The organism is Agrobacterium sp. LY4 (genome assembly GCF_001526585.1).
GTDB classification, from domain to species: Bacteria; Pseudomonadota; Alphaproteobacteria; order Rhizobiales; family Rhizobiaceae; genus Agrobacterium; species Agrobacterium leguminum.
In genome coordinates this window covers 99105-124851 of the sequence record NZ_ASYA01000005.1, presented here as the reverse complement: position 1 = coordinate 124851, position 25747 = coordinate 99105, and the positions used below count along the sequence as shown (strand labels likewise).

Annotated in this window: 28 protein-coding genes; 11 read left to right on the top strand and 17 right to left on the bottom strand. The window is 55.9% G+C overall.

Annotated features, from left to right (window positions below):
- Positions 1-3 precede the first annotated feature (3 nt).
- From phnD to phnE (L904_RS07575), 4 genes are all read left to right on the top strand, one after another.
- The gene (gene phnD, locus L904_RS07590) at positions 4-957 is read left to right on the top strand and encodes a phosphate/phosphite/phosphonate ABC transporter substrate-binding protein (protein WP_020810070.1); all 954 of its coding nucleotides are present in this window, start codon (positions 4-6) and stop codon (positions 955-957) included.
- A gap of 74 nt (positions 958-1031) precedes the next feature.
- The gene (gene phnC / locus L904_RS07585; RefSeq protein WP_031233837.1) at positions 1032-1871 is read left to right on the top strand and encodes a phosphonate ABC transporter ATP-binding protein; all 840 of its coding nucleotides are present in this window, start codon (positions 1032-1034) and stop codon (positions 1869-1871) included.
- A complete protein-coding gene (phnE, locus tag L904_RS07580; protein ID WP_020810068.1) occupies positions 1871-2686 on the top strand; it encodes a phosphonate ABC transporter, permease protein PhnE in 816 nt (271 codons plus the stop codon). The genes phnC and phnE (L904_RS07580) overlap by 1 nt, the downstream gene beginning before the upstream one ends.
- On the top strand, positions 2686-3504 hold the full coding sequence (gene phnE, locus L904_RS07575) for a phosphonate ABC transporter, permease protein PhnE (protein WP_020810067.1): 819 nt from the start codon (positions 2686-2688) through the stop codon (positions 3502-3504). The genes phnE (L904_RS07580) and phnE (L904_RS07575) overlap by 1 nt, the downstream gene beginning before the upstream one ends.
- Positions 3505-3850: 346 nt before the next feature.
- Here the strand turns inward: phnE (L904_RS07575) and L904_RS07570 are convergent, their stop codons facing one another.
- Together L904_RS07570 and L904_RS07565 are read right to left on the bottom strand one after the other, a co-directional pair.
- The gene (locus L904_RS07570) at positions 3851-4345 is read right to left on the bottom strand and encodes a dual specificity protein phosphatase family protein (protein ID WP_020810066.1); all 495 of its coding nucleotides are present in this window, start codon (positions 4343-4345) and stop codon (positions 3851-3853) included.
- A 65-nt stretch (positions 4346-4410) separates the two neighbouring features.
- Positions 4411-6807 (bottom strand): methyl-accepting chemotaxis protein, encoded by a 2397-nt coding sequence (locus tag L904_RS07565; RefSeq protein ID WP_020810065.1) that lies wholly within the window; start codon positions 6805-6807, stop codon positions 4411-4413.
- Positions 6808-7528: 721 nt separating this feature from the next.
- Between L904_RS07565 and L904_RS07560 the strand changes: the two genes are divergently transcribed.
- The 5 genes from L904_RS07560 (at position 7529) to L904_RS07540 (ending at position 11203) form a co-directional block, all read left to right on the top strand.
- Complete coding sequence (locus L904_RS07560) at positions 7529-7882, top strand: helix-turn-helix transcriptional regulator (protein ID WP_020810064.1); 354 nt, start codon at positions 7529-7531, stop codon at positions 7880-7882.
- The gene (locus L904_RS07555) at positions 7879-8406 is read left to right on the top strand and encodes an arsenate reductase ArsC (protein WP_020810063.1); all 528 of its coding nucleotides are present in this window, start codon (positions 7879-7881) and stop codon (positions 8404-8406) included. The genes L904_RS07560 and L904_RS07555 overlap by 4 nt, the downstream gene beginning before the upstream one ends.
- A gap of 143 nt (positions 8407-8549) precedes the next feature.
- Positions 8550-8984 carry an arsenate reductase (glutaredoxin) gene (gene arsC / locus L904_RS07550; protein ID WP_020810062.1) on the top strand — a complete coding sequence of 145 codons (435 nt, stop codon included), beginning with the start codon at positions 8550-8552 and terminating at the stop codon, positions 8982-8984.
- Positions 8985-9068: 84 nt separating this feature from the next.
- Complete coding sequence (arsB, locus tag L904_RS07545; protein WP_020810061.1) at positions 9069-10139, top strand: ACR3 family arsenite efflux transporter; 1071 nt, start codon at positions 9069-9071, stop codon at positions 10137-10139.
- 17 nt (positions 10140-10156) lie between these two features.
- The gene (locus tag L904_RS07540; protein ID WP_020810060.1) at positions 10157-11203 is read left to right on the top strand and encodes an ArsO family NAD(P)H-dependent flavin-containing monooxygenase; all 1047 of its coding nucleotides are present in this window, start codon (positions 10157-10159) and stop codon (positions 11201-11203) included.
- Between the two features lie 34 nt (positions 11204-11237).
- Here the strand turns inward: L904_RS07540 and L904_RS07535 are convergent, their stop codons facing one another.
- From L904_RS07535 to L904_RS07515, 5 genes are all read right to left on the bottom strand, one after another.
- Complete coding sequence (locus L904_RS07535; RefSeq protein WP_020810059.1) at positions 11238-12308, bottom strand: NAD(P)/FAD-dependent oxidoreductase; 1071 nt, start codon at positions 12306-12308, stop codon at positions 11238-11240.
- A gap of 263 nt (positions 12309-12571) precedes the next feature.
- Positions 12572-13279 carry an arsenical resistance protein ArsH gene (gene arsH / locus L904_RS07530; RefSeq protein WP_020810058.1) on the bottom strand — a complete coding sequence of 236 codons (708 nt, stop codon included), beginning with the start codon at positions 13277-13279 and terminating at the stop codon, positions 12572-12574.
- A 13-nt stretch (positions 13280-13292) separates the two neighbouring features.
- Positions 13293-13652: a helix-turn-helix transcriptional regulator gene (locus L904_RS07525; protein WP_020810057.1), complete on the bottom strand. Its 360-nt coding sequence runs from the start codon at positions 13650-13652 to the stop codon at positions 13293-13295.
- A gap of 258 nt (positions 13653-13910) precedes the next feature.
- Entirely contained in the window at positions 13911-15146 is a 1236-nt protein-coding gene (arsK, locus tag L904_RS07520) for an arsenite efflux MFS transporter ArsK (protein WP_031233835.1), read from the bottom strand.
- Complete coding sequence (locus L904_RS07515) at positions 15124-15483, bottom strand: helix-turn-helix transcriptional regulator (RefSeq protein ID WP_020810055.1); 360 nt, start codon at positions 15481-15483, stop codon at positions 15124-15126. The genes arsK and L904_RS07515 overlap by 23 nt, the downstream gene beginning before the upstream one ends.
- Before the next feature lie 42 nt (positions 15484-15525).
- On the opposite strand from L904_RS07515, the gene L904_RS26820 reads away from it, so the two are divergent.
- Positions 15526-16041 carry a DUF6428 family protein gene (locus L904_RS26820; protein WP_020810054.1) on the top strand — a complete coding sequence of 172 codons (516 nt, stop codon included), beginning with the start codon at positions 15526-15528 and terminating at the stop codon, positions 16039-16041.
- A gap of 350 nt (positions 16042-16391) precedes the next feature.
- Positions 16392-16706 (top strand): helix-turn-helix domain-containing protein, encoded by a 315-nt coding sequence (locus L904_RS26815; protein WP_162144080.1) that lies wholly within the window; start codon positions 16392-16394, stop codon positions 16704-16706.
- A gap of 11 nt (positions 16707-16717) precedes the next feature.
- Here L904_RS26815 and L904_RS07505 read toward each other — a convergent pair whose 3' ends face one another.
- The 10 genes from L904_RS07505 to L904_RS07460 form a co-directional block, all read right to left on the bottom strand.
- A complete protein-coding gene (locus L904_RS07505) occupies positions 16718-17203 on the bottom strand; it encodes a GNAT family N-acetyltransferase (RefSeq protein WP_156428574.1) in 486 nt (161 codons plus the stop codon).
- A 40-nt stretch (positions 17204-17243) separates the two neighbouring features.
- Positions 17244-17750: a TetR/AcrR family transcriptional regulator gene (locus L904_RS07500; RefSeq protein WP_162144079.1), complete on the bottom strand. Its 507-nt coding sequence runs from the start codon at positions 17748-17750 to the stop codon at positions 17244-17246.
- A gap of 65 nt (positions 17751-17815) precedes the next feature.
- Complete coding sequence (locus L904_RS27640) at positions 17816-18217, bottom strand: DUF6463 family protein (protein ID WP_020810051.1); 402 nt, start codon at positions 18215-18217, stop codon at positions 17816-17818.
- Between the two features lie 563 nt (positions 18218-18780).
- Complete coding sequence (locus L904_RS28080) at positions 18781-19632, bottom strand: hypothetical protein (RefSeq protein WP_162144078.1); 852 nt, start codon at positions 19630-19632, stop codon at positions 18781-18783.
- 16 nt (positions 19633-19648) lie between these two features.
- Positions 19649-20461, bottom strand: coding sequence for an NAD(P)-dependent oxidoreductase (locus tag L904_RS07485; protein WP_020810048.1), 813 nt, complete (start codon positions 20459-20461; stop codon positions 19649-19651).
- Between the two features lie 14 nt (positions 20462-20475).
- The gene (locus L904_RS07480) at positions 20476-21564 is read right to left on the bottom strand and encodes a mandelate racemase/muconate lactonizing enzyme family protein (protein WP_020810047.1); all 1089 of its coding nucleotides are present in this window, start codon (positions 21562-21564) and stop codon (positions 20476-20478) included.
- A gap of 8 nt (positions 21565-21572) precedes the next feature.
- A complete protein-coding gene (locus tag L904_RS07475) occupies positions 21573-22415 on the bottom strand; it encodes an ABC transporter permease (protein ID WP_020810046.1) in 843 nt (280 codons plus the stop codon).
- Positions 22415-23314 (bottom strand): ABC transporter permease, encoded by a 900-nt coding sequence (locus L904_RS07470; RefSeq protein ID WP_020810045.1) that lies wholly within the window; start codon positions 23312-23314, stop codon positions 22415-22417. Before L904_RS07470 ends, L904_RS07475 begins: the two co-directional genes overlap by 1 nt.
- A 1-nt stretch (position 23315) precedes the next feature.
- Entirely contained in the window at positions 23316-24377 is a 1062-nt protein-coding gene (locus L904_RS07465) for an ABC transporter ATP-binding protein (RefSeq protein WP_020810044.1), read from the bottom strand.
- Between the two features lie 100 nt (positions 24378-24477).
- Positions 24478-25659, bottom strand: coding sequence for an ABC transporter substrate-binding protein (locus tag L904_RS07460; RefSeq protein ID WP_031233832.1), 1182 nt, complete (start codon positions 25657-25659; stop codon positions 24478-24480).
- Between the last annotated feature and the right edge of the window lie 88 nt (positions 25660-25747).

Sequence of the window (25747 nt, the reverse complement as noted above, 5' to 3'; positions counted from 1 at the left end):
CCGATGAAGAAGCTCGCGGCCGTCCTGGCTCTTTCCGTAGCATTTGCAATGCCTGCCCAAGCGGAATTCAAACTCGATGCTCGTTACACGGATGCTGATGGCGACATGGTCGCCGACATTCCGACCGAAAAAGATAAGCTGGTCGATCCGGCAACACTCGTCTTCGCCTATACGCCGGTCGAAGACCCGGCCGTTTATGCCGACGTGTGGAAGGGCTTCCTCGATCATCTCGCCGAAAAGACCGGCAAGAAGGTCCAGTTCTTCCCGGTTCAGGAAAACGCCGCGCAGATCGAGGCCATGCGTGCGGGTCGTTTGCACGTTTCGGGCTTCAACACCGGCTCCAATCCGATCGCCGTCGCCTGCGCCGGCTTCCGCCCCTTGGCCATGATGGCGTCCAAGGATGGCGCCTTCGGTTACGAAATGGAAATCATCACCTATCCGGGCTCGGGCATTGAGAAGATCGAAGACGTGAAGGGCAAGAAGCTCGCCTTTACCGCAGAGACGTCCAACTCCGGCTTCAAGGCGCCTTCTGCGCTGTTGAAGTCTGAATACAAGCTCGTAGCAGGGACCGACTTCGAGCCAGTTTTCTCCGGCAAGCATGACAACTCGATTCTCGGCGTGGCAAACAAGGACTATCCGGCAGCCGCTATCGCGAATTCCGTGATGAAGCGAATGGTTGCTCGCGATGTCGTCAAGAAGGACCAGCTCGTCTCGATCTACAAGTCGCAGACCTTCCCGACGACCGGTTACGGCGTCGCTCATAACCTGACCCCGGAATTGCAGGAAAAGATCAAGGATGCGTTCTTCTCCTACAATTGGGAAGGATCGGCCCTGCTGAAGGAGTTCCAGACTTCAGAACCGCCGCAGGAAGCGTTCATCCCGATCACTTTCAAGGATCAATGGGCCGTTGTCCGCCAGATCGATGACGCGAACGGCGTATCCTATACCTGCAAATAATCATGAGCCGATCTATCGGACGCCGGGTCGTGGAGGCCCGGCGTTCAACTATTCCGCAGAGGCAGGGGATGATAATGCTCAGAATTTCAGAGCTGACGAAAACATACAAGACCGGTGACAAGGCTCTGAAGAGCATCAGCCTCGAGATACCGGCGGGTCAGGTGGTCGGGCTGATCGGGCCGTCGGGCGCCGGAAAATCGAGCCTCATCCGCTGCATCAACCGTTTGATCGAGCCGAGCGCCGGTCAAATCTTTCTCGGCGACCTCGATGTGACCGCTCTGTCCAGAAGTGAATTGCGCGTGGCGCGCCGACGGATGGGCATGATTTTCCAGGAATATGCGCTGGTCGAGCGGCTGACCGTGATGGAAAACGTCCTGTCCGGGCGGCTTGGCTACGTTCCGTTCTGGCGCAGCCTCTTGCGCCGCTATCCTTCCGCCTATGTCGAAAATGCTTTCGCGCTTCTGGATCGCGTCGGCCTGACAGCCCATGCTGACAAGCGCGCCGATGCCCTATCGGGCGGCCAGCGCCAACGCGTCGGTATTGCACGCGCTCTTGAGCAAGACCCGGAACTTCTCCTGATCGACGAACCGACGGCTTCCCTCGATCCGAAGACCTCTCGCCAGATCATGCGGCTGATCGTCGAAATTTCAAGGGAACGCGGTCTGCCGGCCATCATCAACATTCACGATGTTTTGCTCGCGCAGGCCTTCGTAGAGCGCATCATCGGGTTGCGCGCCGGCGAAGTCGTCTTCGATGGCACACCGGACATGCTCGACAATGCCGCGCTGACGCGCATTTACGGCGAAGAAGACTGGGCGGCGATGCAGAAGCAAGCCGAAAGCGATGCCGAGGAAGAACGTGTCGCAGCCGCCGAGCGCGAACGCGCCGACGAGCGCATGGCGGGTGTGGTCTGATGGCCTACGCCGGCATGAAAACCTATCCGACGACATGGCGCCGCCCGCCGCTGTTCATCAGGAACGCAGGCATGCGGTGGCTCGTCTATGGCGCAGCGCTGGCTTACCTGCTGCTCGCGACCGCCAGCATCGACGTCAACTGGGTGCGAGCCTATGACGGGCTCGACCGGGGCTGGCGCTTTCTGCAGGGTTTTCTGGTTCCCGACTTCACCTCGCGCTGGCGCGATATCGTCGCAGGGCTGCAGGAAAGCCTGACCATGACCGTCTGCTCGACGATCGTCGGCATCCTGATATCGATTCCGATCGGCGTCGGCGCGGCACGTAATCTGGCGCCCGCACCGGTCTATTATGTCTGCCGCTCGATCATCGCCGCGTCACGCGCCTTTCAGGAAATCATCATTGCCATCCTGCTCGTCGCCATGTTCGGCTTCGGGCCGTTCGCAGGCTTCCTGACGCTGGCCTTCGCAACGATCGGCTTCATCGCCAAGCTGCTGGCCGAAGCGATCGAGGAAATTGACGAAAAGCAGGCCGAGGCGATCCGCGCGACCGGTGCGTCCTGGCTTCAACTCGTCAATTACGCGGTTCAGCCGCAGGTCATGCCCCGGCTGATCGGCCTGTCTCTTTATCGTTTCGACATCAACTTTCGCGAGTCGGCCGTCATCGGTATCGTCGGTGCAGGCGGCATCGGGGCGACGCTCAACACATCCATCGACCGCTACGAATACGACAGCGCGGGTGCCGTGCTTATTCTCATCATCGTCATCGTCATGCTCGCCGAATACGGTTCGAGCCTCATTCGCAAACGGATTCAGTAATGCCGGTTTCCAACGCAATCCACGGCGGCAAGAGCTGGCGCAAACTTCAGCCGCGCACCGAACTTCTGCAATGGCTGGGCTGGCTCGCTCTCGTCGCGCTCTTCATGTTCTGCTGGCAGATCATGACGAAGGACACGATCTGGGCGTTCGTTCAGGACGCCCCGAGGCAAGGCGGCGATATCCTGACCCGCGCCTTCCCGCCGCGTCTGTCCTATGTGAGCGAATTGCTGGTCCCGCTTTGGGACACACTCAACATGGCGACCCTCGGCACGCTTGCGGGCACCATGCTCGCCGTACCGATCGCCTTCCTTGCGGCCCGAAACACGACGCCAAGCCTGCTTTTTCTGAGGCCCATCGCGCTGTTTCTCATTGTCGCGTCGCGATCCATCAACTCGCTGATCTGGGCGCTGCTTCTCGTTTCCATTTTAGGGCCGGGACTGCTTGCCGGCATCATCGCGATCGCGTTGCGCTCGATCGGCTTTGTGGGAAAACTGCTCTACGAGGCCATCGAGGAAATCGACCAATCCCAGGTCGAGGCGGTGGAAGCGACCGGCGCAAGCCGAATGCAGGTGATTGACTATGCAATCGTGCCGCAGGTTTTGCCCTCGTTTCTCGGCATGACCGTGTTCAGATGGGATATCAACATCCGCGAATCGGCCATTCTCGGCCTCGTTGGCGCGGGCGGTCTGGGGTTGAAGCTGCAATCGTCGCTCAACATGCTGGCATGGCCGCAGGTGACGACGATCTTCATTCTTGTCCTCGCGACGGTGATAGTTTCGGAGTGGATCTCGGCTGCGGTGCGCAAAGTGATCATGTGACCTTCCCGACGTAAACGCACCGCGGTCAGCCGCGGTATCGATCGTCGGATCTTATCGCGATCTACGGCTTTGGTCCAAATGAAAGCGAGATCAACACGCGTGAGCGTGTTAGCCCTCATTTACACCAAAGAAACCATAACTTTGTTCGACCGGCTTATTCGTACCTCGAATGCCGTCGAAGGTGGCAACGAGTTCAGCAAAGACAGCTCTGCATTCAGCGACGGAGGAGGAACTGGCCACCACTCAGCATACTGACGATACCCAAGTGTGGGCCACTCCTCGATAATGGCGTCAGATTTCAATGAGATACGGATTTCCGACAAGAATTATGAAATTCGTCAGCTGGTTACCTTGGGCTATGCGTTCGGCTTATCCATCGTTCCTGCGCTTCAGACTCGATGGTGCCTGGCCTCACTTGACGTACTAAAGTTATGGCATCGCTGGGTTCGTGTGAGAAAGCAGTGAGCAGGTCAGCGGCAATCATTCCCGTGCGGCCCAGCCCACCCCAGCAGTGAATCGCGACGAACTTTCCATTGGTGATCCGGTTGATAAGAACAGAGCGTACCAAATTCCAATCGCTCGCTGCGTCAGGAATACTATTGGGCACGATAGGAAGCCGTATCCATTCTATTTCACTGGACCGCAGCACTTCTGAAAAACCAGAAAGGTCCGGAAACTCCTGATCCTGCATCAGGCTGACAACGACATCTACGCCCAATTCCTCCAACTTGCTGACTTCGGCCAATATGCTAGCGCTTCTGCCGGGACATGGCATCATCCCTATTGTGCCGGCGCCTGGGACCTCAATGCGTGATATGGGTGTTATGGGGGCAGTCGTCATTTTCCGCTTTCTGCTTCTTATTGAAAAAATGTGCGGCAGGCCTGGCCGGATCTGCCGCGCGCTCCTTAAAATTCTTCCCACGCCTCATTCTTGAGTGCCGAGTTTGCCGACCCGAAGGAAGAAGCGCGAGTGACATTGGCTATCACGCGCCGTACAGGCAAGGCGTGCGTCACGGTCCCACTTTCAAGGCGGAGCGAACCCGCTGTCGATTTCGAAAACCGGGAGGTGCTGGTCAGATCGCTATTCGAGGCGCTTTCCAGCCTGAATCTTCCAATGAGAGTGACAAGATTGTCTGCTTCCGCCGAAAGCTTGTGGGTCGAAGCATTGGCTTCTTCCACCATAGCAGCGTTCTGTTGTGTGACGTGGTCCATCTGGTTTACGGCACTGCTGACTTCGGCCAGCCCGGTGGATTGTTCCCGCGCAGCGGTGGCTATGGCCTGAATGTGATCGTTGATTTTTAAAACCTGAGTTTCAATTGTGCTGAGCGCGGAACCAGTTTCCTGGACCAGCTTGACCCCCATTGCCACTTCAGAGCCTGATTTTGAAATCAGCTGCTTGATGTCTTTTGCAGCGGACGCTGCTCGCTGCGCCAGCTCACGAACTTCCTGCGCAACAACCGCGAAGCCTTTACCAGCCTCTCCGGCTCGCGCCGCCTCGACGCCTGCGTTCAAAGCAAGAAGATTGGTTTGGAAAGCGATCTCATCGATTACGTTGGTGATTTGTCCAATCTCGACCGAAGCTTGCTCGATGCGCCCCATGGCGTCAACGGCACTTTTCACCACGGTTGACGATTGAGCCGCGCTCTTCTTGGCATCACTGACGAACTGTGTCGCCTCCTGGGCACGATCACTGGACTGGCGGACCGCTGAGGTGATCTCATCCAAAGCGGCGGATGTTTGCTCAAGTGCAGCCGCCTGTTGTTCGGTTCGCTTCGACAAATCGTCAGCGGCCGACCTCAGTTCAGATGAGTTGCCATTGATGGTATCGCTGGTCGTCCGAACTTCTGCCAAGGTTCGTTGCAATGTGGCAAGCGTCTCGTTCACATTCGTCTGAAGCTCCGCAAATGCTCCCTGGAATCGGCCCGTCATGCTTTCTGTAAGATCGCCGGCCGCCAGGGATGCAATAACTCTTCTTGTCTCGTTGATTCCGCCATCGACGCTCTCTACGAGTGCATTTACGCTCCCAGCGAATCTGTTCAGGTCAGGATCGTCATAGTCTTTGTCGATTCTTCCCGTGAAATCGCCTGCCGCAGCGGCGGCGACAACAGTCGCGATGCTCGATTGCAGTTCAGCACTTTTACCGCGAAGAACAGCTTCTTGCGCATTTAGGTCTCGAACAGCCAGCCCATTTCTCTTGAACACTTCAACCGCGCCTGCCATCGAGCCAATCTCATCGGCCCGATCGGCAAACGGAACTTCGACGCTAAGATCACCCGCCGCCAGGGACGCCATTTTATTGGTGAGCGTTGTGATGCGGCCGGTCATTCCCAACACCATGTAAACAATGAATGCGCCTAGCAGCGAAAATGCAACAATCGCAATCGCCGCAACTGTCAGAAACATCCGATGCATTGGTCCGAGCAATTCCGACGCTTCCTGCTCAACGACGATCGTCCAGCCGGAATCGTAAAATGGCATGGAAACGCCAAGCATTTCTTTCCCCGTTGGACCCGTATAAAAGCCCATTGCCTCGCGGCATCCGGTGGTGCAGTTGCCGCTCGTGACATATTTTCCGCTGGACGAGCAAACAACTCCCGCCGTCATCATGGTCAGTTGCCATGGTTCCTGGCTGCCCTTTGCGGACAATACCGCATTCGGGATGACTCGAGATTCCGTGATCATCACGTTATCTTTGTTGACGATGTAATAGTCGAAGGTCTTGCCGATACCCGCAAGATAGAATGCGCCAGCTCCGCCCTCAAGGTTCCCAATCTCACCGTCGACAATGTTGCTCAACATCATTGCGTTGGCATGGACATAGACAGTCCCGCTTTTGGTTGTGGCTGCGAACGTCAAGACGGCATTGCCGGAGCTATCACGCCAAACATCGGAATAGCCTGGCTTCACGTCGGTTTTTTTGTCGAAGCTCTGGCCGATGCGTTTCTGGTCCGAAGAGGCGGCGATCTTGTCTCCGACGACGTAGTCAATGTAATGGTAGACGGTGGTTGCCGCGATGTGCCGCGAGCCGCTCTTGATCTCATCTTTGAAAGGGTGATCTTCAATATTAAAGACATCGGATTTTACGATGCGCGCAAAGTGATCTGAAAGTTGGGTCGCGTTCAGGTCTTCGGCCAGCCCAGCCAATTGCTTGGCCTGCTTTTCGTTCTGGCCGAGAAACCGAATGACGCCCTGCTGTTTAGCGTCGACGAAATTCATCAGTCCACCGAGCGACGTTCCAACTTCTTGCCAATAAAAATTGTAAGCGAAGTAGCCGCCGAGACCTGCGACTAGCGGGATAAACATGAGGAACAGCGCAAAGAATCGCGTTCTCAGACTTTTCGAAAATGGAATGAGCGGCTGATTTGCGTAGTTCGACACGTGGATACCCCCTGGTTTCGGCAAGGGTATACTGGGATCGCATAGTTAATTTTTCGATATTATTGTCATAAAAGAATCATATTAGAGCTTATAGGTGTTTATATATGTAGCAATAAGCAAATGCTGGCTCCGATTAAATCCGAATACTGCTATGTAGCAAAAATTTATATTATAAATAAAACATATTAATCAATCTATACTGCACAAAATAACGGCATTTATTTCAATGATGTTCGGAAATCCGAACACTGCAAACTGGTTTCATTCGCACACGTATTGTGCTTTCCGTATGCGTGCGCCATGGGCTGATCAGCGAAGCGCACCAAGTGAGTTTTCTTTCCAGGCATCGCGCATCGGATAAACGCCTCACGCATCCGCGTCGTTCCTGGGAGCTTCTTAGGGCGGCGCTGCTGATTGCAGTCGTGACGGGAGCGTTCAATGCGCTGAAGCAGCCGGCTCTAAAAAGAGATGAGCGCGTCGTTGCATCTATTATGTATCCCCCGGGCCAATTTATTTCGATCCTCAAGCGGCTGTTCTGTTCTGGCCCCGCCTTCCATCTCGACGCCGCACCCATGGGGACAGCTGGTAGACGGTAAAATAAAACCGAGCCAATTGACTTTGTCCACATTTCCAGTAATCTGGATATATGGAACAGGAAAACGCAATTCTCGCCCTCGCGGCACTCGCCCAGCCAACCCGGCTCGAAACCTTTCGTCTTCTCGTCAAGCACGAGCCCGATGGCTTGCCGGCGGGCGATATTGCCCGTGCGCTTATCGTGCCACAAAATACGATGTCCGCGCACCTTAACATTCTGTCACGTGCAGGACTGGTGTCGTCTCAGCGTCGGAGCAGGGTCATTACGTACCGTGCAGAGATGGAGAGACTGCGAGAATTGACGCTTTTTCTCCTCAAGGATTGTTGTGGCGGCAACGCGGAACTCTGCGCGCCGCTCATCGCTGAACTCACTCCATGCTGCACCCCGGAAAAGGTACTCTCATGACCGAAAAGACATTCAACGTGCTGTTTCTGTGCACGGGAAACTCGGCGCGCTCAATACTGGCTGAATCGATTCTCAACAAGGAAGGCGCTGGCCGGTTTGTCGCCTATTCGGCTGGCAGTCAGCCAAAGGGCGAAGTCAATCCGCATGCTCTCAAGGAGTTGGCCGCTCTTGGTTATCCGTCGACCGGCTTCTCCTCGAAAAGTTGGGACGTATTCGCCGAGCCGGGTGCTCCGCAGATGGATTTCATCTTCACGGTCTGCGACAGCGCGGCGGGTGAAGCATGTCCGGTTTGGCTCGGCCATCCAATGACCGCTCACTGGGGTATCGAAGATCCCGCAGCCGCTACAGGCTCAGAGATGGAAGTGCAGCGCGCTTTCGCCCAGGCGGCCCGTTTCCTGAAAAACAGGATCGCGGCGTTTCTCAGCCTGCCGTTGGAATCACTTGATCGCATGGCGCTCGAGACCAGGCTACGGCAGATTGGCACCACAGAAGGGTCCACCAGCCCTGAACGGACTTCAGCCTAATATCCTGGACGGTAAGGTGAGCAAAAAGAGAGCCGATGGCTGGTGCTTCCCGGTCTTGCCGGCACACTGTGCATGAGAAGAGCGCGTCGGCGTCGGCTGCTGGCGACGCAGTTCAGATTCATTTGATAAAGGGTCCAATCGTTATGGGCAACCAAATTGACATCGTCATCTACCACAATCCCGAATGCGGCACCTCGCGCAATACGCTGGCCATGATCCGCAACGCGGGCATCGAACCGCATGTGGTCGAGTATCTTAAAACGCCGCCCTCCAGGCCGCTCTTGGAGCAATTGATTGTTCGCATGGGGATTTCCCCACGCGAATTACTTCGCGAAAAGGGAACGCCGTACTCCGAGTTCGGGCTCGGCGACACATCTTTGACGGATGAGCACCTTGTCGATGCTATGATGGAGCATCCTATTCTCATCAACCGTCCGATCGTCGTCACGCCGTTGGGCGTTAAACTCTGCCGTCCATCGGAAGCCGTGCTCGATATTTTGCCGTCCGAACAGAGGGCGGCTTTTACCAAGGAAGATGGTGAGGTCGTCGTCGACGAAGCCGGCCGCCGCGTCATCTAGTCTGAAACTTTCAATCCGAACTCGTGTCACCGCAATCTTCCTGTGAAGACTGCGGACGATGTTCCTTTGCCAGGGAGAACGCCAATGCGTCCCAAGGAACCAACACTTCGCCTATCTTTCCTCGATCGCTACCTGACGGTCTGGATTTTTGCAGCCATGGCACTCGGCGTGCTTCTCGGCACAGTTTTTACCGGTCTGCCAGCCGCGCTCGACAGCCTGTCCGTCGGAACGACCAACATTCCGATAGCCATCGGCCTTATCCTGATGATGTATCCACCTTTAGCAAAGGTCCGCTTTGACGAGTTGCCGCAGGTCTTTGCCGACAAGCGTGTCCTCGGTATTTCCCTGCTACAGAACTGGATCATCGGTCCGGTCCTGATGTTTGCTCTGGCGGTAATTTTTCTACGGGATTATCCCGAATACATGACAGGCCTGATCCTGATCGGTCTTGCGCGCTGCATCGCCATGGTGCTGGTCTGGAACCAGCTTGCCAAGGGTGACAACCAGTATGTTGCGGGCCTCGTCGCCTTCAATTCGATTTTCCAGATTCTGTTTTTCAGCGTTTACGCCTGGTTCTTCCTTACTTTCTTGCCGCCTCTGTTTGGCCTCGAAAGTAGCGTTATCGACGTGTCGTTCTGGACGATCGCCGAGGCCGTGCTGATTTATCTCGGAATCCCGTTCCTCGCGGGCTATCTGTCTCGCCGCATCTTGACCGCAAGCAAAGGTCGCGATTGGTACGAGAACGTTTTCCTGCCGAAAATCAGCCCGATCACGCTGGCTGCGCTGCTATTTACCATTGTGGCGATGTTCAGCCTCAAGGGCGGCGATGTCGTCAAACTGCCTGGTGACGTGGTAATGATTGCGATCCCGTTGACGATTTACTTTATCGTGATGTTTCTGGTCAGTTTCTGGATGGCGAAGTCGGTCGGTACCAACTACCCGCGTACGACCGCCGTTGCCTTCACAGCCGCAGGTAACAATTTCGAGCTCGCGATTGCCGTTGCCATCGCAGCATTCGGTCTGGCCTCTCCGGTTGCCTTTGCTGCGGTGATCGGTCCTCTCGTGGAAGTTCCGGTTCTGATCCTTCTGGTGCAAATGGCGCTTTGGATGGGTCGAAAGTATTTTGTCAGGTCGGCAGGCAGCCCCGCAGAATAAAACGGGGAGGAACCGCAATGTCTTCCGAAACTTTTGATGTCGTTGTGATTGGCGCCGGGCAAGCAGGCCTGGCGTCAGCCTACTACCTGCGTCGCGCCGGCCTCAGTTTCGTGGTGCTCGATGCAGAGGATGGGCCGGGTGGCGCATGGAGACATGGATGGAATTCGCTCCATCTGTTTTCACCGGCATCGTTCAGTTCGCTGCCCGGCTGGATGATGCCAGCGGGAACCAAAGCTAGCTATCCGGCGAAGAGTGAGGTGATCGATTATCTGACGCGCTACGAGGAGCGATATAAGTTTCCTATAGAGCGCCCCATGGTGGTCACGTCGGTCAGAAGCGTTGATGGGACTTTGGAAGTGATCGCAGATAAAGGACGGTGGCAAGCACGAGCGGTTTTGAGCACGACGGGTACATGGCGTCACCCTTTTATACCGGCGTATCCCGGCGCCGCCGATTTCAAAGGCCAGCAAATCCATTCTGCTAATTATGTTTCTGCTGACGAATTTGCGGGCCAGCGCGTCGCCATTGTCGGTGGTGGGAATTCCGGTGCCCAAATTCTGGCAGAGGTATCGACGGTCGCTAAAACCGTCTGGGTGACGCCTCAGCCTCCAATCTTTTTGCCAGACGACGTCGATGGGCACGTGCTGTTTCAACGCGCGACCGCCCGCGCCCTTGAAAAGGACGATGGGTCTCCAACTGGCGGCCTTGGCGACATTGTCATGGTGCCACCTGTCAAAGACGCAAGAGACCGTGGTGCGCTCGGGTCTGTGCGGCCGTTCTCGCGTTTTCATGAGCAAGGCGTCACATGGCAGGACGGAACAATCAGTGATGTGGATTCGGTCATCTGGTGCACCGGGTTTCGTCCAGCGCTGGATCACCTCCGTGATCTCGATGTCATCACGCCAGATGGTCAGATCGAGGTTAAGGACGGACAATCGCTGAAACAACCTCGCCTTTGGCTTGCCGGTTACGGAAACTGGACCGGAGCGGCATCAGCGACGCTGCTCGGCGCGGGAAGGACGGCGCGAGATATGATACCTCAACTCGTTGCATCGCTAGAGTGATGGCGAGGGTGCTGACGATACGATCACGAGAAGCTTAGTTGGGCTGGCTGCTGTCAGCTTTATCGCTTTCATGCAAATGAGCGAGCAGGTGCGGCGTTATGTGGCCGGCGTCCCTGCCCACGCCTCTTAAGGTAGCGGAAGCGAAGTTTCGCTGCCTTGGAAAACCAACAAAGTAAAGGCCAGGGACGTCCTGCGAGATGCCGTTGCGCTGCACCAAGCGATTGTCATCGCCAACAGCGCCAAGCTCCTTGAGGTAGGACACATTTGGGTGGAAACCTGTCGCGAACAAGAGAACATCTACCTGCTCTTCAGCTCCGTCTGGCCAGACGACACCGCGTTCAGTGATCCGGGTGAACATTTCCCGGCATTGCACGCGTCCAGTCTTTATCGCATGCCTATATCTACCACTGTCGAGGACCGGCGTGCTGTGATCGTTGAGCCAACGTGTTCGCTCGAGGCCAGTCCATTTCACCCAGAAATGAAAGTCCAAGCCAAGGATCCGCTGTGGGAAAAAGCGAATGGGCCGGAGGGTAGCCAGCGTCACACGGGCCTCGCTAGCAAGCTCCGTCGCGATCTGGACAGCAGAATTCGCGCCGCCAACGACGATGATTCGACGTCCACCGAATTCCTTAGCGTTTAGGTATTGGGAACTGTGCAACATGCGCCCACCAAACTGCTCTTGTCCCTCGATCAAGGGAACGTGACGCATTCCGAAAGCGCCTGACGCTGCGACCAGCGCCTTGGCGCGGAAGCGTTGACCTTCCGCAGTGACGACCTCGAAAAAGTTGTCGGTGCGGACAACGTTCAGCACCCTCTGGCCGGTGCGAACCGGCAGCTGAAATTTCCGTGCATAGTGGTCTAGGTAAGCGACGACTTCGTCGCGTTGTGGGTAATGCCCTTGCGGTCCTGGAAACGCTAGGCCGGGTAGCGCGGAATAGCCCGCAGGCGAGAACAATTCCAAGCTATCATAGTAATTGCGCCAGGCACCACCGGATCGGTCGGAGGCTTCCAGTATCAGGAAATCGATCTGCTGCTGCGCGAGGTGCCAGCCTGTCGCCAGGCCAGCCTGACCACCACCGATGATAAGTGTCTGAAAAGTTCTCATGCTTAATTCCGGTGGAGGCTGTTTGCGAACACGCCGTGCAGGTGAGAGAGCAGAGCCGTAAGCCGCTCCCGTTTTACCAGCGGCCCTCAAATCGCGAGGACCAAGAAGAGAAATCGTGCGCTTCGGGCAAAATCCAGTTTAATCGACAGCACTGGGCGCACCGCCCTGGAACAAAACTGATAAACGGCGCCACGACTCGATACAGTCGTTGAGCCAATCCAATGTCGTCACTTCTGGCGCTGCGCCTGCCGATGATGCCAAGATCAGATGGATTTTAAGCTAACCCGTTGTTCGAGCTTCGCAGCATCCTCTTTTCTCTCGCTGTAGCGGTCGGTCAAATAGTCGGATGCATCACGCGTAAGCAGCGTAAATTTAACGAGTTCCTCGCAAACATCGACGACGCGGTCGTAATAGGCCGATGGCTTCATTCGACCATCCTCATCGAATTCCTGCCACGCTTTTGCGACAGACGACTGATTTGGGATGGTAATCATGCGCATCCAGCGACCGAGAACACGCATTTGGTTCAGAGCGTTAAACGACTGTGATCCGCCTGACACTTGCATGACCGCAAGTGTCTTGCCCTGCGTCGGGCGCACGGAACCGGTCGTCAAAGGAATCCAATCAATCTGGGCTTTCAAAATGCCGGACATCGCCCCATGGCGCTCGGGGCTCACCCAAACCTGACCTTCTGACCAGAGCGAGAGCTCACGCAGTTGCTTAACTTTCGGATCGGTTTCAGGCGCGCCATCAGGTAGAGGTAGCCCTTCCGGGTCGAAAAATCGAACTTCGCATCCGAGGTGCTCGAGAAGACGACCGGCTTCCTCGGCCAGAAGACGGCTGAAAGAAATTTTCCGAAGCGACCCATACAGGATCAGGATGCGTGGCTTGTGCGTTGAAAATGCGGGGCGAAGCGCTGCCAAGTCGGGATGGCGAACAAATTCAATCGATGCTGCCGGTAGGTCGGCCATATCTAACTCCATTTCACGATATTCGTATTGTTGTCGCGGCCGACTCTTGAACTTGGCCGGCGCTTGGCTGTGGTGAACACTCAATTTTCCCGCCTGCGCAGCAGTTCTCCATCATGAAGCGGGCGAGTAGGCGGAGAGCTTCAAAATTGGCGCTATAGACTATTGAGCGTGCTTCGCGCCGCGCTGCAATCAGTCCCGCATGTTCGAGCTCTTTGAGATGGAAGGAGATGTTGGAAGGTGAAACATTCACGGCATCTGCGATCGCACCCGATGCAAGGCCAGCCGGGCCCGCAGTCACAAGTTTCCGGACAACCCGAAGCCGTGTTTGCTGAGACAGCGCGCTAAACGCATCCAGAATTTGTTGCTCGATCATCGTGTTGAACTCAATTCGCTCTGCAGATTATTGGCCATCCCATTAGATCGGACAGGTATGCTTGTTCGGAATTGCCCGTCTGTCGTTGCTCAGGCTCAAATTTTAGATCGATATCAGCATCTGAGAACCTTGGGCCGGTCTAGGACCAATAATTTCAATACTGTTTGAAATATAGAAATAATGGTCTCACTGTCAATGCCTCAGATTTGGCTTGCCACAAATTATCTGAAGGACCGCCGTCAAAAGTTGCAAAAGTCACTATCCACGAGGTGACTGTGAAGTTGTCGAAACTGGCCGGGACAATGCGGCGACTGCGACGAATGCTGCGACACTGATGGCACCCAGAAAGGCGTTTGCGATAAGCGCCGAACTCAACCCAATATTCTCCATGGCAACCGCAAACACGAATGGCGCGCCAGCACCGACTGCCAGGCGAGCGGCGGCCATCTTTCCGGTGATTGCGCCATATCCATCCGATCCGAATAAATGAAGCGGCAGGCTGCCTTGCGCGATGCTGTTGATACCAGAGCCGAGCCCAAGGCAGATGGCGAAGGCGACCGCACCCGGTAGCCAGTTATCCGTCACAAGCAGGATCAGGACACCGAAGACGATCAGCAAGGCCGAGAGGACGGCAAGCCCAGGCGGTGACAGGTTCTTCCCGAAGACCATGTTGATAAGACGGCTCAACACCTGGGCCGGGCCGAAGATAGAACCAATAACGACGGCAGCCGCGCCGAGTCCTAGCGACCCGAGCATCGGCACCATGTGGGCGAGGATCGCCGCAAGCGAAAAGCCGAGAAGCGCAAATGCAGATGACACAAGGATCATACCGCGTTGTCTGGCGTGAGGAGGGATTGCCCCGATCACCGTCTCACGCTTACGCACCGATGGATCGCCACTAGATGCAGATTTGCCGACGCGCATGATCCAGAAGTGAAGTGGCATACAAAGAAACAGGTTCATTCCTGCAAAGACGAGATAGATTTCGCGCCAGGACAGCCATCCGGAAAGCGCGGCCGAGATCGGCCAGAAGATCGTTGATGCGAAGCCGCCGATCAGCGTTAGGTAGGTGATGCTTCGCGAGGCCGTTTTGGGATCGCTCTCGACCAATGCCGCAAAAGCCGCCTGATACTGTACCATTCCGGAGGAGACTTCGAGCAAGATGATCGCCACTGCGAAGACGGCGACCGAAGGCGACCAAGCGCAAATCGCGAGCGTCAGGGCCGCTAGCACGGAGCCGATAGTCATGATCGTCGCTGCGCCGACCCGATCCATCTGTTTGCCGATATAGGTGGCTGATAGTCCGCCGATGAACAGAGATGCCGAGAACACCCCGAACACTTCGGCCAGCGACAGGCCGAGGTCTTTCGCCATGTCGGGTGCAAGGATGCTAAAGCTGTAATAAAGCGTTCCGTAGCCGATAATCTGCGTCAGGCCGAGAGCCGATACGATGCCCGCAGGAACTTTCGAATTATGCAACGACGTCACCCTCATTGGCCGGTACGCAGCACCCGTCGCTACGCTCGACATTTTCCCTGACTGTCGGATGTCCGGCGCAGCAGTCTTCCATCAGGAACTTGACGAGAGCGGCGAGAGCGTCGTAGCTGGCGCTGTAGATGATCGAGCGGGATTCTCGTCGCTGAGAAATTAATCTCGACCGCTCCAGCTCCTTTAAATGAAACGAGACGTTCGTCGCCGATACGCCCATGCGTTCCGCGATCGCGCCGGCAGCCATTCCCTCTGGCCCAGCGATGACCAACGCACGGACAATGGCCAGACGGGTCTCTTGGGACAGCGCAGCAAATGATAATAGGGCTTGACGTTCTTCCATTATTCAATAATCCTTGAATTATTGGAGATAGGGATAACGTACATGAACGCAAACGGCAAGACACATTCGTCCGACATTTCTCTCGGTCATCTCCTCGATGTCCTCTCAGTCGCGCCTGATGCGCAATTGATCTTCACGTATGGGGGTAACTCCGTTCGGCCGGGCTATCATGTCACCGAAGTCAAGGCCGGGCAGTTTTCGGCCCTTGATTGCGGCGCCAATCCTGAGGCCTGGTCTGAGATCTTCGTCCAACTGTGGGATATCGATGAGGATGATCGGACACATATGTCGGCGGGAAAGTTCTCGGCAATTATCCGCAAGGTTTCCGATCACGTTCGTCTGAATCCGGACGCCAAGCTCACGTTCGAGGTCAGCGACGGCGAAAGGCCGATGTCGCTCTATTGCGCTTCTTCCCCCCGGTTGTACGCGGGCGTGTTGGAAGTGGCTTTGCAAGCTCGTCCGTCGAGCTGCAAACCAAGGGATCGCTGGCTCCAAGAAACGCCTACGTCAGAAAGTTCATGTTGCGGCCCGACGACCGGTACGAAATGTTGCGCATGAAGAGTGGGGTCTACAGAATGAGTGCCTTAACGAGGCCCCGCATCCGAGCCAAGTTGTGGCGGATGCGATCCCATCCGCCAAAGAACTTCCATGCCGATCAGGCGGCGAAAGAACTCCGTTGATCTGTCGTCCACGGTCAAGACTCTGTCGGTCTAAGAGGCCAGCAGTCGCCGGCCTCTTATCCGAAAACCTAGGCTTAACAAGCGTTTCCTGGCCGCGTTAATTAAAGTGTCAAGCGGAAATTGCTTGCCCAGTTCCGTTGATTCAAGCGTTGCTTCGACGGTACCGCGCCATTCGTCGAGCGCGACGAACTGGCGGACCTGTCCTAGCGGGATGTCATGCGTCTTAGCGTGGCCGATCTTGCCAAACGATTGGCTCTATCGCCACGCACTATGGTCAGGCGATTTTCCGAAGAGATCTGGCTGACGCCGAAGGAATGGCTCACCGAGCGAAGAATTTTTCGCGCGAGACATCTGCTTAAATCAACTGATCTCACGATCGCCGACGTATGTCACGCTACCGGATATGAGGACGTCCCTTCCTTCAGCCGATCGTTCTCCAAGATGACAGGTACGACGCCCGGCGCCTACCGAAGGCAAAGCCGATCATTTACTGAAGTGGAAATCCCGTTTGGTAATGTGCTGCGACGTTTCGAGGCGATGTAGAAAACGATCGCTCATTCGGTTTGCTCAGCGCGTGGGTCGGCAGGCCTGTCACAGGCCGAGTTCAAAGTCTTGATTAGCCGCACGGCCGGCCCGAACCGGGTCATTACAACGCCGGATTCTCTGAAGCCGAGCGATTGATAAAAGGGTACCGCATGCCTTCCGGATACAACTCCGAGCGAGCGCGTTTCCTTCGTCAGGATCTCTTGTTCGGCGTACAGCAGCAGTGCTCGTCCCAATCCCGTGCGCCAGGCCTTCGGGTCAACGAACACAGCATCCACCTCTGCTCCATCCAGCGATGTCGGCAGGATCGTGCAGAACCCGGCAACTACTCCGCTGATCTCCGCGACAACCGATAGGGAAAGATTCTCCGGCGGGATCACCATCGCATCGGGATTGGATATGAGGTCGTTGACGTTCTCGCCGGCGGCCAATGAGGCACGGGCTTGTAAAGCTTCCAGCTCAGGCAGGTCGACGGCGTGGGCGGGCCTAAACGTCAACAACTTATTCTCCGACAAGGTATTCGCATCTGGATCCTCATCAGGTGAGGATCAGGCGGTAGAGTTCGCGAAGGTCGTCGACCATCTCGGCAAGGCCGGCGTCCGTCAGGGCGACGTAGTGGCCCAGCCAAGCGAGGTAGAGGAAGCGGGCGCGCCGCGCGGCGACCGCCGTCGCCACGCCATGTTCGAGCAGCATTCCCTCAAGATGGCCAATCCGTTTCTCGTCGGCCTTGCGGACAATAGCCGCGGCATAGGCATTGCGGCACGCCCAGTTGCGCACCGCGAGCTCGAAGCGGCCGTCATCACTTCGCACGCTCTCGATCACGAGCCAGAGCCGGTCGGCCGCAGTGCCGCCCGCCTCGTCGGCCATGTCAATGATGCGCAGGGTTTCCACCAGCAGCCAACGGTCGACGACCTTGGCGAGCAGTGCGTCGCGATCCTTGAAGTGCCAGTAAAAGCTTCCTCGCGTCACATCCAGCGCTCGGGCCAGGGCATCAACCTTTACGGCTTCCACGCCACCATCGGTGAAGGCCTGATAGGCGACCATGACCCATTCCTCCGGGCCGAGTCGGTTCCGCGGATCCTCCTTGGACGCTTTCGCCGGTTGCTTTGTCATGCTTTCGTCCCCGGATTGCCACGCTGCTTGGTGAGCAGTCCGAGCGAGGCTAGCAAAACCAGCGGAAATCCACTCGGGGGCATCAGCAGGGTGGCAATGAGCGCCCATGCGACGAGGCCTTCAATGAGGAGCCTCGGCGCCGTTAGGCCCTGATCGTCGATCCAGAGCAGGACGTAGCCCAGCCCGACGAACGCGACCCCGATGCTTCCCACCGTCGACCAGAATGCAAATCCGGCTAAAACCAGATCCCGTCGCTGATCCTCAACCCCTGCCCAATGCTCGAACGTCCAAAGAATGCCCTCTAGCCAGCCGGGCGCGTAAATGGCCGCGTCAACGCCGAGCGCGATCAGATGCAGGACGCCCAGGCCGATCAATGCGAAACACGAGAATCTGTACATGGCGGCCCCGACCTAATTGCAAACCACCATACACTGTGTATGGTCAAAGGGAAGGGGCGGCGTAACGAAGTTGCGTTGTTATTCGTCGATCCTCGCGACGACCGGAATAGGCATCGCTTACCGAGGGGAATCTGGCGTTTGCGTTGAGCGTTGCTGGGAGGACTAGGGAGCCCTCTATCCTCATCGCGCTGTCTATACTGTTGCTGAACGCCGGTCCGTCCGCCAGACCCGGCTCCTTGTTATTTGATGCGACCGTTGAGCGTGCGATCACAACGCGTAGACATGGTTTCTTGCCAGGCAGCTTCAGCCGAGGTTTTTCAAGATCTCCGCCACCAAGACTTCCGGGCGATCGTCCTGAAGCAAATGTCCGGACTTGGGAACAGCGATCAAAGGCGGCCACAACGACGATTCAAGCCATTGCAAGACCACATTGGGGCCTTGGTTCGCATCAGATAATTTGCTCGGCATCAACACTGTGGTTTGTGCGGCTTCAAGGAGGAGGGGGATGACGCCTTGGGCAGAGGGGATTTCTTGCGGGCAGAGAGCATTGTCATCGCCGTAGCTTAAGGTAGATTTCCATTGTCCACCACAATAAAGATTGAGCCATCGAGTGTCTTGCCGGGTGCTAGGTGGAATACACCGGTGTTCGCAGCGCCAGAGGCCTTTAAGTTGAAGCCGTCTGCGACATGCGTAACAGGTTCAATGCATGAATAGTCATCCGCTTGATGGATAACCAAATGCTCAAATATCGATGACGCTGTAAGCGTGACCGATAGCTTGTTCCCAAGCGGGAACCTTACTGTCGACCATGTGTCAAGATATGCTGTCTTGAGTTTGCTGACCTCCGTTGGGTTGCTTATCTTCAGGCGTCGCCCCTCTGGCAGATAGTCTGCTCGATGAGGCCAGAGATATTCGGCATCGTGCGCGACCGGCGACGCGGAGTTGAAGTACGGGTGCCATCCTAGGCCAGCTGGCATAGCGGATCGGCCGATATTTTGAAGCAAGAATCGAAGTTCAAGCGAATTTCCGGAAACTGTGAAAATTTGCTTGGCTTCAAAATCCCACGGCCAGGCTTCGTCAGGCTTCCAGCCAATCTGCATTGTCAGTGAATTGGCGGAATGTTCTTTTACCGACCATGGTCGCAACTGGGCTGGTCCGTGCAAAGTATGTGGAATTGTCTGCGGATGGGGTTGGAGAGAGATCGTGCCCTCTTGCGTCTGCAATTGTGAGTTGGAAATTCGATTATGGTAGGGGACGAGGGGATAGGCGCCCGCTTTTGGCCAGTAGAGTGCCTCAAAGGCATCGATCCCAAGGGGGACAAGGATATCGACACCAGATGAGTGCCTTAGCTTCGAGACCCGTCCGCCAAGCTCGGGGCGGAATTCGGCAGTCAGGAATTCTGAACTAATTCGCAATAAGGTGGTCCCTTGGCTAGTATTCGTAAATTCGCTCGAAGGAACCTTCGAACTCGCCTTCCGCGAAAGGTCCGCCGATGACATGGGTCCCGACTTTACTTTCATCTTCCGGGGACACAGAGGACAGCACCTTCTCCGCAAAGTTTTCCGCTTTGTCCTTTGGGCTGTACCCCAGTGCAAATGCGGTGCTGTTGTCGAAAAAAGACCGATCATTGTTTGACACCCCATAAACAACGGCAAAGCGAAGTTTTGGATGCTTAAACCCAATATCGACGAGTTGGGCGAGATCGCGCCAGCTAACCCACGTCGACAGCCGGCGACGGTCAATCGGTTCATGATCAGCAAAGCCGATACGAATTGAGAGATTGCGCATCCCATACTTGTCGGCATAGAACGCGCCCAACTGCTCGCCAAAAGCTTTGGTGACGCCGTAACGGCTATCGGGCCGCAAAAGAATATTTTCATCAATCCGACGCCGGCGCGGATAAAAACCGACTACGTGGTGAGAACTGGCGAAAACAACGCGCGGAACTCCGTTTTGCCTTGCCGCCTCGTAGACGTTTGAAGCTCCTATCACGTTCCCCTGAATTTGGTCTGGCATCGGCGCATCGGTAGTACATCCCGCCAGATGGAGAATGCCTGCCACGCCCTCAGACGCCTCCCGGAGCAGCGTTGGATCCGCAATGCTGCCCGTGAATACCAGGTCTCCCCGAGCGGTGTCGTCTGGTTGGTTGAGATCGAGTAACCGTAGGCGATATCCAAGGTCTCGAAGTTGCGGGCGAAGAGCTGTGCCTACGCTGCCGGAGGCACCGGTGATAAGGATTTCCATGTAGAGGCCTCTTGTTACTTTGCCGCAAATGCCCGCAGTACATCCTCGTCGGGTTCAAACCCGATCCCTTTCCCTGCTGGTAGTGCGATCCGCCCATTGATTGGGAGGGGCGTCTCAACCCCGAGCAAGGCGTGGGGCTTCACGTACAGGAACTCGAAGAGGCTTCGTTCATCCAATGCGGCGAACAGGTTGAGCGTTGCGAAATAGCCGGGCCCGAAATACGGCGAATGCGGCATGAGCGCCTTACCGGCTCGGGCAGCGATTGCCGCAATTTCCAGGAATACGGATACTCCACCAACTTTGGTCAGGCTCGGCTGTGGGTATGTGATGGAACTCGTCAACTCGTTGAACGGAAAAGCGGTGCAGGCGTTTTCCCCTGCTCCGATTGCAATCCCTTGCTTTTCGATCTGCGCCATTACCTTATAATCTTCTGGCGGGAAAATTGGCTCTTCAAGCCACATTGTGTTGTCCGCGATAAGCTGCGGGAGGATCTTGAGTGTGGATTCGATGGTCCAGTTGCAGTTGACATCGACCATCAGGCCAATTCCGTCACCCATAGCCGGGCGGGCGGCGGCGATTGCGTCAGCAGCTATTTCGTGCAGTTTCACATGCTTGAAGCCCTCTTCTACCGATTGGCCTGCGTACCGGCCGACGAGGACCGGGTCACGGTAGGCAACGAGACTCGAATAGGCCTCGACATCAGTGCGGGCCCTCTGTGACACTAGCTCGGCCAACCGCTTGCCCGCGCGCTTTGCTTTGATATCCCAAAGGGCGATGTCTACACCAGAGAGAGCAAAGATCGTGATGCCGTACCGGCCGAATATGTGAAGCGCTCTCTGGGTCGCCTGGTTCCATGCTGGAATGTCGTCAATGTCTTTTCCGACAACAAGCGGAGCTACCATCTTCTCGACGGCGGCGACGACCGCAGGCGCGCAGAAATAGGCGAAAGCCTCGCCCCAACCGACAAGTCCGTCTTCGTCTTCGAGACGAACGAGGACGTTATGGAAGCTGTGCCAGCGACTAGGGGTAATCCCTTCGCCTCGTCCACCGTCGTCAAACGGGATCTCGGCGAAGATCGTTTTCAGATCAACTATTCGTGCCATTCTGGTTCTCAGACTTTCTGACTTTTCACGCGACCCACCAATTGTGAAGGATCGACAAAACGCAAAGCGATGAGAAGGCCGGTCATCGTTGTGACCATGTAGATGACTGCCATTGCATCAATTGACTGTTGGGCGCGAACGCCGGCGGCGAAGATCGAATAATAAAGCGCGACTATGAGCGTCTGACTGTCCGGTCCAGCCGTCAGGAAAGTCAACTCGAACATAGAGATGGTTCTGATAAGAACGAGGATACCCGCAGCAAGTATCCCGGGCATGAGAAGAGGTACGAGCACTCTTAAGAAGGTAGTCATCGCGGACGCGCCAAAGACGCGAGCGGCCGATTCCAGTTTAGGATCAATCTGTTCGATAAACGGGGTCATGACCAAGACAACGAACGGGACACTCGGTACAAGATTGGCGAGAATGACGCCCCACATTGTTCCGCCGAGACCGACTTGATAGAGGACGGTAGCCATCGGAATGCCGTATGTCATAGGCGGAACCATGAGCGGCACTAGAAAGCACAGCATCACGATTTGCTTTCCTCGAAACTCCATGCGGGCCAGGACATAGGCGGCGGGGACGCCGACGGCGAGGGAGACGGCGACCACCGATAGGGTGATTTGCACCGTCACAAGCAGCACGTATCTGAGCTGGAATTCATCCCAAGCCGACGAGTACCATTTCGTGGTCACACCTTGTGGTAGCCAGCCCGAGAACCAGCTCGTCCCGAAAGAGCTTAGAAGCACCATCGAAATCATCAGCGTGACATTGGTGACAAAAAATGCCATCGCTGCCCAGACGATCCAGCGCCAGATCGTAGGCGCCAAGCGCTCTTGAATAGCGTTCATCAGCCTTTTCCTCCAACGACCGGGCCGCGATATGAAAGTTTTCGAAGCCAAAGGATTGTAACGACGACAACGAGTTGCGTGGCTCCCATCAAAATCGCAATCGTAGATGCCATCGATGTATCGTAGTCTTCGTAAGCCGCTTCGTAGGCTGCTATTGAAATCACGCGGGTGATGCCAGCCGGAGCGCCCAGAAGCACCGCCGATGGAAAGACTGCGAACGCCTGGACGAATGTGAGGCAAAACGTGATCGCCAGCCCGGGAACCAAAAGTGGAAGATAGATGTGGCGGAACTGCCGGGCCGGTGACGCACCGAGTGTGGCTGCGGCTCTTGCGAGCGTCGGATCGATCCCTGTTGTATAGGACAGCATCATCATGAAGGCGAACGGGAAGCCAGTAATTACAAGCGAGAGCGCTACTCCCCAGTAGTTATTGAGCAACCGCACCGGCGACCCAATCACACCGAGCTCGAGGAGAGTGCGATTGAACCAGCCGTTCGGTGCCAGATAGAGCATGAGGCCTTCGGCAACCATGACTGTTCCGAGAGTCATCGGTATGACCAGCAGCGTGGAAAGTGCGCGTTGCCCGGCCGACGGCTTGCGCAGCATGAATGCAAAAGGAACGGCAATACCGACGTTGAAGATTGTAACTGGTAGCGCGAGTCCCAGCGTTTTACCGACCGTTTCATAGAGGCGCGGCTCCGAAAAAAACCGTTGATAGTTGACCATGAATGATGCGGTTGTGATTTTTGGTTCGAAAGATAGCAAAAATCCGTAGATGAACGGGTAAAGAAATAAAGCGAGTACGACCAGAAGACCGGGTATGATCATCAGAAGGCGAAGATCCTTGCCAGCAACAGTTGATGTATCGTTATCTGTTCGAGCTGCGATCGAGGCCGTCATCTTAAGACCTCATCGCCGGTTTTGCAGGCTCCGGATACACTAGGAGATGGTCGGCGGGTACGCTGAAACGCACGACTTCACCCTCATTGACCCGGTCACGAACACGGGCATGCACTGTGACGCTATTCGCGAGTGTGAGCTTGACTGTGCTCTCGCGCCCTCCGTAGGTTACCTCGCTGACTGTCGCAAGAAGCCCGGTCTCGCCCAGCGATACATCGTCAGGCTTAAAGGCTGCGATCATGCTACCAACTCCCTGAATTGGTCCGACCGCCGTTGCCGGGAGGACATTTTCGTCGAACCCAACCGCAAAACCAGAATGCGATGTTGCTGGCGTTACCGGAAGCAGGTTTCGGTAACCCATAAAGAGCGCAACGTCGAGATTGGTCGGGCGATTATAGAGGTCGCTTGGCAAGCCCTGCTGTTGCATGACACCCTCTTTCATGACCACGATCCTGTCGGACATCGCGAGTGCTTCGTCCTGGTCATGCGTTACGTAGATGGTCGTGAGGCCGAGCGTCTTGTGTATGCGGAGGATTTCCTCCCGCATTTCGATACGAAGCGCTGCATCGAGGTTTGATAGCGGCTCGTCCATCAAAACGAGTGGAGGCTCGATAACGATTGCTCGTGCGATGGCAACACGTTGCTGTTGACCGCCTGATAGCTGCCCGGGAAGCTTGTCCGCGTGAGCGGTCAGCTTGATGAGTGAGAGAGCCGCATCGACGCGCTTCTTTTGTTCCGATCCGGAAACGTTCCGCATTGCCAGGCCGAATGCAATATTTTTGGCCACAGTCATGTGGGGAAAAAGAGCGTAGTTCTGAAACACCATGCCAAAGCCGCGCTTCTCGGGTGGCGCGATATCGACGCGTCGATCATCCAGCCATATCTCGCCGGATGAGAGGGAGAGCAGACCGGACAAACAATTTAATGCTGTCGACTTTCCGCAGCCCGACGGTCCTAGTAACGAGACAAACTCGCCGGCTCGAATTGATAAGTTCATGCTGTGTAAAGCGTTGTATCCGCCAAAGCTTCTTGTAATTGATCGCAGTTCCAATTTCTGAAACACGGTACACCTCAACGTTTTCGAAGTATGGATCGCCCTTGCTCGCGGCAATGAGCTACCTAATGTGGATAGAATGCCGGGTCGCCTGACGACCCGGCATCGCTCACTGGCCCTTGCCGGCGCCAATTTCCTCATCCCATTTGCGGAATGCCTTCACCATCGCGGTCGGTTCGAGCAGCACTTCAGTGGGCGTTTTGGCGATCAACTCATCGTACATCGGACGGCCGAACTTTCCGATCACCTCACGACTTTCCGCAGGCGCCATGTCAAGGGTGACGTCCTTGACTGACGGCCCGGGATAGAGGTATCCGCTGTCGTAGATGATGGCTTGCTGATCCTTCTGAAGGGCGAATTTCAGGATGTCGAGAACGACCTTTTTCTTCTCGTCTGAAAGACCCTTTGGAACTGCAAAAAACTGACCGTCGCCGACGAACGTCGTGTTGTCGAGCATTTTGACCTCAGCCTCGGCAGGAACGATCCCCAGTGCGCGCGGATTGATATCCCAGCCCATGGTTGTGACGATCAGATCACGGGTTCCGTTTGCGAATTCCTTAAAGGCGGCCGTGGTCCCGGATGGATAATACTCGATGCAGGAGTTCAAATCCTTGAGGTAGGACCATGTCTTATCCCAGCCTGCGACAGGATCCTTAGGGTCCTTGTCTCCAAGAATGTAGGGCAGACCCATCAGAAACGTTCTACCCGCGCCAGAATTGGCCGGCCGTGCGTAAACCAGCTTGTTCGGATTAGCCTTGCACCAAGCAAGCAGGTCCTGTGCTGTTGTCGGCGCCGCTTTTACCCGGTCGGGAGCATATTCGATGAAAGGACCTTGCTGAGAGTAGGCAATGACGATGCCATTCATCTTCGCAAGCTTCTGCAGCCCGATGGCGCCAGGTGACAGGATATCGTCCGGATTTCCAAATGTGCTGGTAGAGGCGGTCAGGTCTTCCCAAACGCCGGTCTCCATACCAGCTGCGAGCCCATCGGTGCCGGTTAGTACGATGTCGACATCCAGACGCCCGGCATTCTGCATCGCCTGCAGCTTCCCAGCGAGTTCCGGCGCTGGTGCCTTGGTAAATGTGAACCGAGAGATCGCGTCAGGATGAGCGGCCTTGTAATTTTCAAATATCTTCTGAGTGAGTGCGAGGTTGCCGGCAACATCGATAATGTTGATCTGTTGCGGCTGTGCGGAAACGCTGACTGGTACCGAGAATGCGCACGTTGAGGTTAGCGCCAGAAATGCCGTCAAAACTCGAGAGCGGCTTTCAAACCCAATGGTATTTTTCATGTGATTCTCCTCCGAAGATGACCTCCACGTCATCCAAGAGCACTTCATACATTTCGCAGGCGGCATATGCCAGCACGTCAACCATCGT

What these genes read in the sequence shown, in the direction of transcription:
- L904_RS07570 (WP_020810066.1), bottom strand. Translation starts at nt 4,345, where the DNA reads ATGACGACTGCCCCCATAACACCCATATCACGCATTGAGGTCCCAGGC.
- arsK (WP_031233835.1), bottom strand. Translation starts at nt 15,146, where the DNA reads ATGAGGGTGACGTCGTTGCATAATTCGAAAGTTCCTGCGGGCATCGTA.
- phnC (WP_031233837.1), top strand. Translation starts at nt 1,032, where the DNA reads ATGCTCAGAATTTCAGAGCTGACGAAAACATACAAGACCGGTGACAAG.
- L904_RS07500 (WP_162144079.1), bottom strand. Translation starts at nt 17,750, where the DNA reads ATGGTCGCCTATCAGGCCTTCACCGATGGTGGCGTGGAAGCCGTAAAG.
- arsB (WP_020810061.1), top strand. Translation starts at nt 9,069, where the DNA reads ATGCGTCCCAAGGAACCAACACTTCGCCTATCTTTCCTCGATCGCTAC.
- phnE (WP_020810068.1), top strand. Translation starts at nt 1,871, where the DNA reads ATGGCCTACGCCGGCATGAAAACCTATCCGACGACATGGCGCCGCCCG.
- L904_RS07480 (WP_020810047.1), bottom strand. Translation starts at nt 21,564, where the DNA reads ATGGCACGAATAGTTGATCTGAAAACGATCTTCGCCGAGATCCCGTTT.
- L904_RS07555 (WP_020810063.1), top strand. Translation starts at nt 7,879, where the DNA reads ATGACCGAAAAGACATTCAACGTGCTGTTTCTGTGCACGGGAAACTCG.
- arsH (WP_020810058.1), bottom strand. Translation starts at nt 13,279, where the DNA reads ATGGCCGACCTACCGGCAGCATCGATTGAATTTGTTCGCCATCCCGAC.
- L904_RS07475 (WP_020810046.1), bottom strand. Translation starts at nt 22,415, where the DNA reads ATGAACGCTATTCAAGAGCGCTTGGCGCCTACGATCTGGCGCTGGATC.
- L904_RS07565 (WP_020810065.1), bottom strand. Translation starts at nt 6,807, where the DNA reads ATGTTTATCCCGCTAGTCGCAGGTCTCGGCGGCTACTTCGCTTACAAT.
- phnD (WP_020810070.1), top strand. Translation starts at nt 4, where the DNA reads ATGAAGAAGCTCGCGGCCGTCCTGGCTCTTTCCGTAGCATTTGCAATG.
- phnE (WP_020810067.1), top strand. Translation starts at nt 2,686, where the DNA reads ATGCCGGTTTCCAACGCAATCCACGGCGGCAAGAGCTGGCGCAAACTT.
- L904_RS26820 (WP_020810054.1), top strand. Translation starts at nt 15,526, where the DNA reads ATGAACGCAAACGGCAAGACACATTCGTCCGACATTTCTCTCGGTCAT.
- L904_RS07540 (WP_020810060.1), top strand. Translation starts at nt 10,157, where the DNA reads ATGTCTTCCGAAACTTTTGATGTCGTTGTGATTGGCGCCGGGCAAGCA.
- L904_RS07535 (WP_020810059.1), bottom strand. Translation starts at nt 12,308, where the DNA reads ATGAGAACTTTTCAGACACTTATCATCGGTGGTGGTCAGGCTGGCCTG.
- L904_RS07560 (WP_020810064.1), top strand. Translation starts at nt 7,529, where the DNA reads ATGGAACAGGAAAACGCAATTCTCGCCCTCGCGGCACTCGCCCAGCCA.
- L904_RS07515 (WP_020810055.1), bottom strand. Translation starts at nt 15,483, where the DNA reads ATGGAAGAACGTCAAGCCCTATTATCATTTGCTGCGCTGTCCCAAGAG.
- arsC (WP_020810062.1), top strand. Translation starts at nt 8,550, where the DNA reads ATGGGCAACCAAATTGACATCGTCATCTACCACAATCCCGAATGCGGC.
- L904_RS07460 (WP_031233832.1), bottom strand. Translation starts at nt 25,659, where the DNA reads ATGAAAAATACCATTGGGTTTGAAAGCCGCTCTCGAGTTTTGACGGCA.
- L904_RS27640 (WP_020810051.1), bottom strand. Translation starts at nt 18,217, where the DNA reads ATGTACAGATTCTCGTGTTTCGCATTGATCGGCCTGGGCGTCCTGCAT.
- L904_RS07485 (WP_020810048.1), bottom strand. Translation starts at nt 20,461, where the DNA reads ATGGAAATCCTTATCACCGGTGCCTCCGGCAGCGTAGGCACAGCTCTT.
- L904_RS07525 (WP_020810057.1), bottom strand. Translation starts at nt 13,652, where the DNA reads ATGATCGAGCAACAAATTCTGGATGCGTTTAGCGCGCTGTCTCAGCAA.
- L904_RS07470 (WP_020810045.1), bottom strand. Translation starts at nt 23,314, where the DNA reads ATGACGGCCTCGATCGCAGCTCGAACAGATAACGATACATCAACTGTT.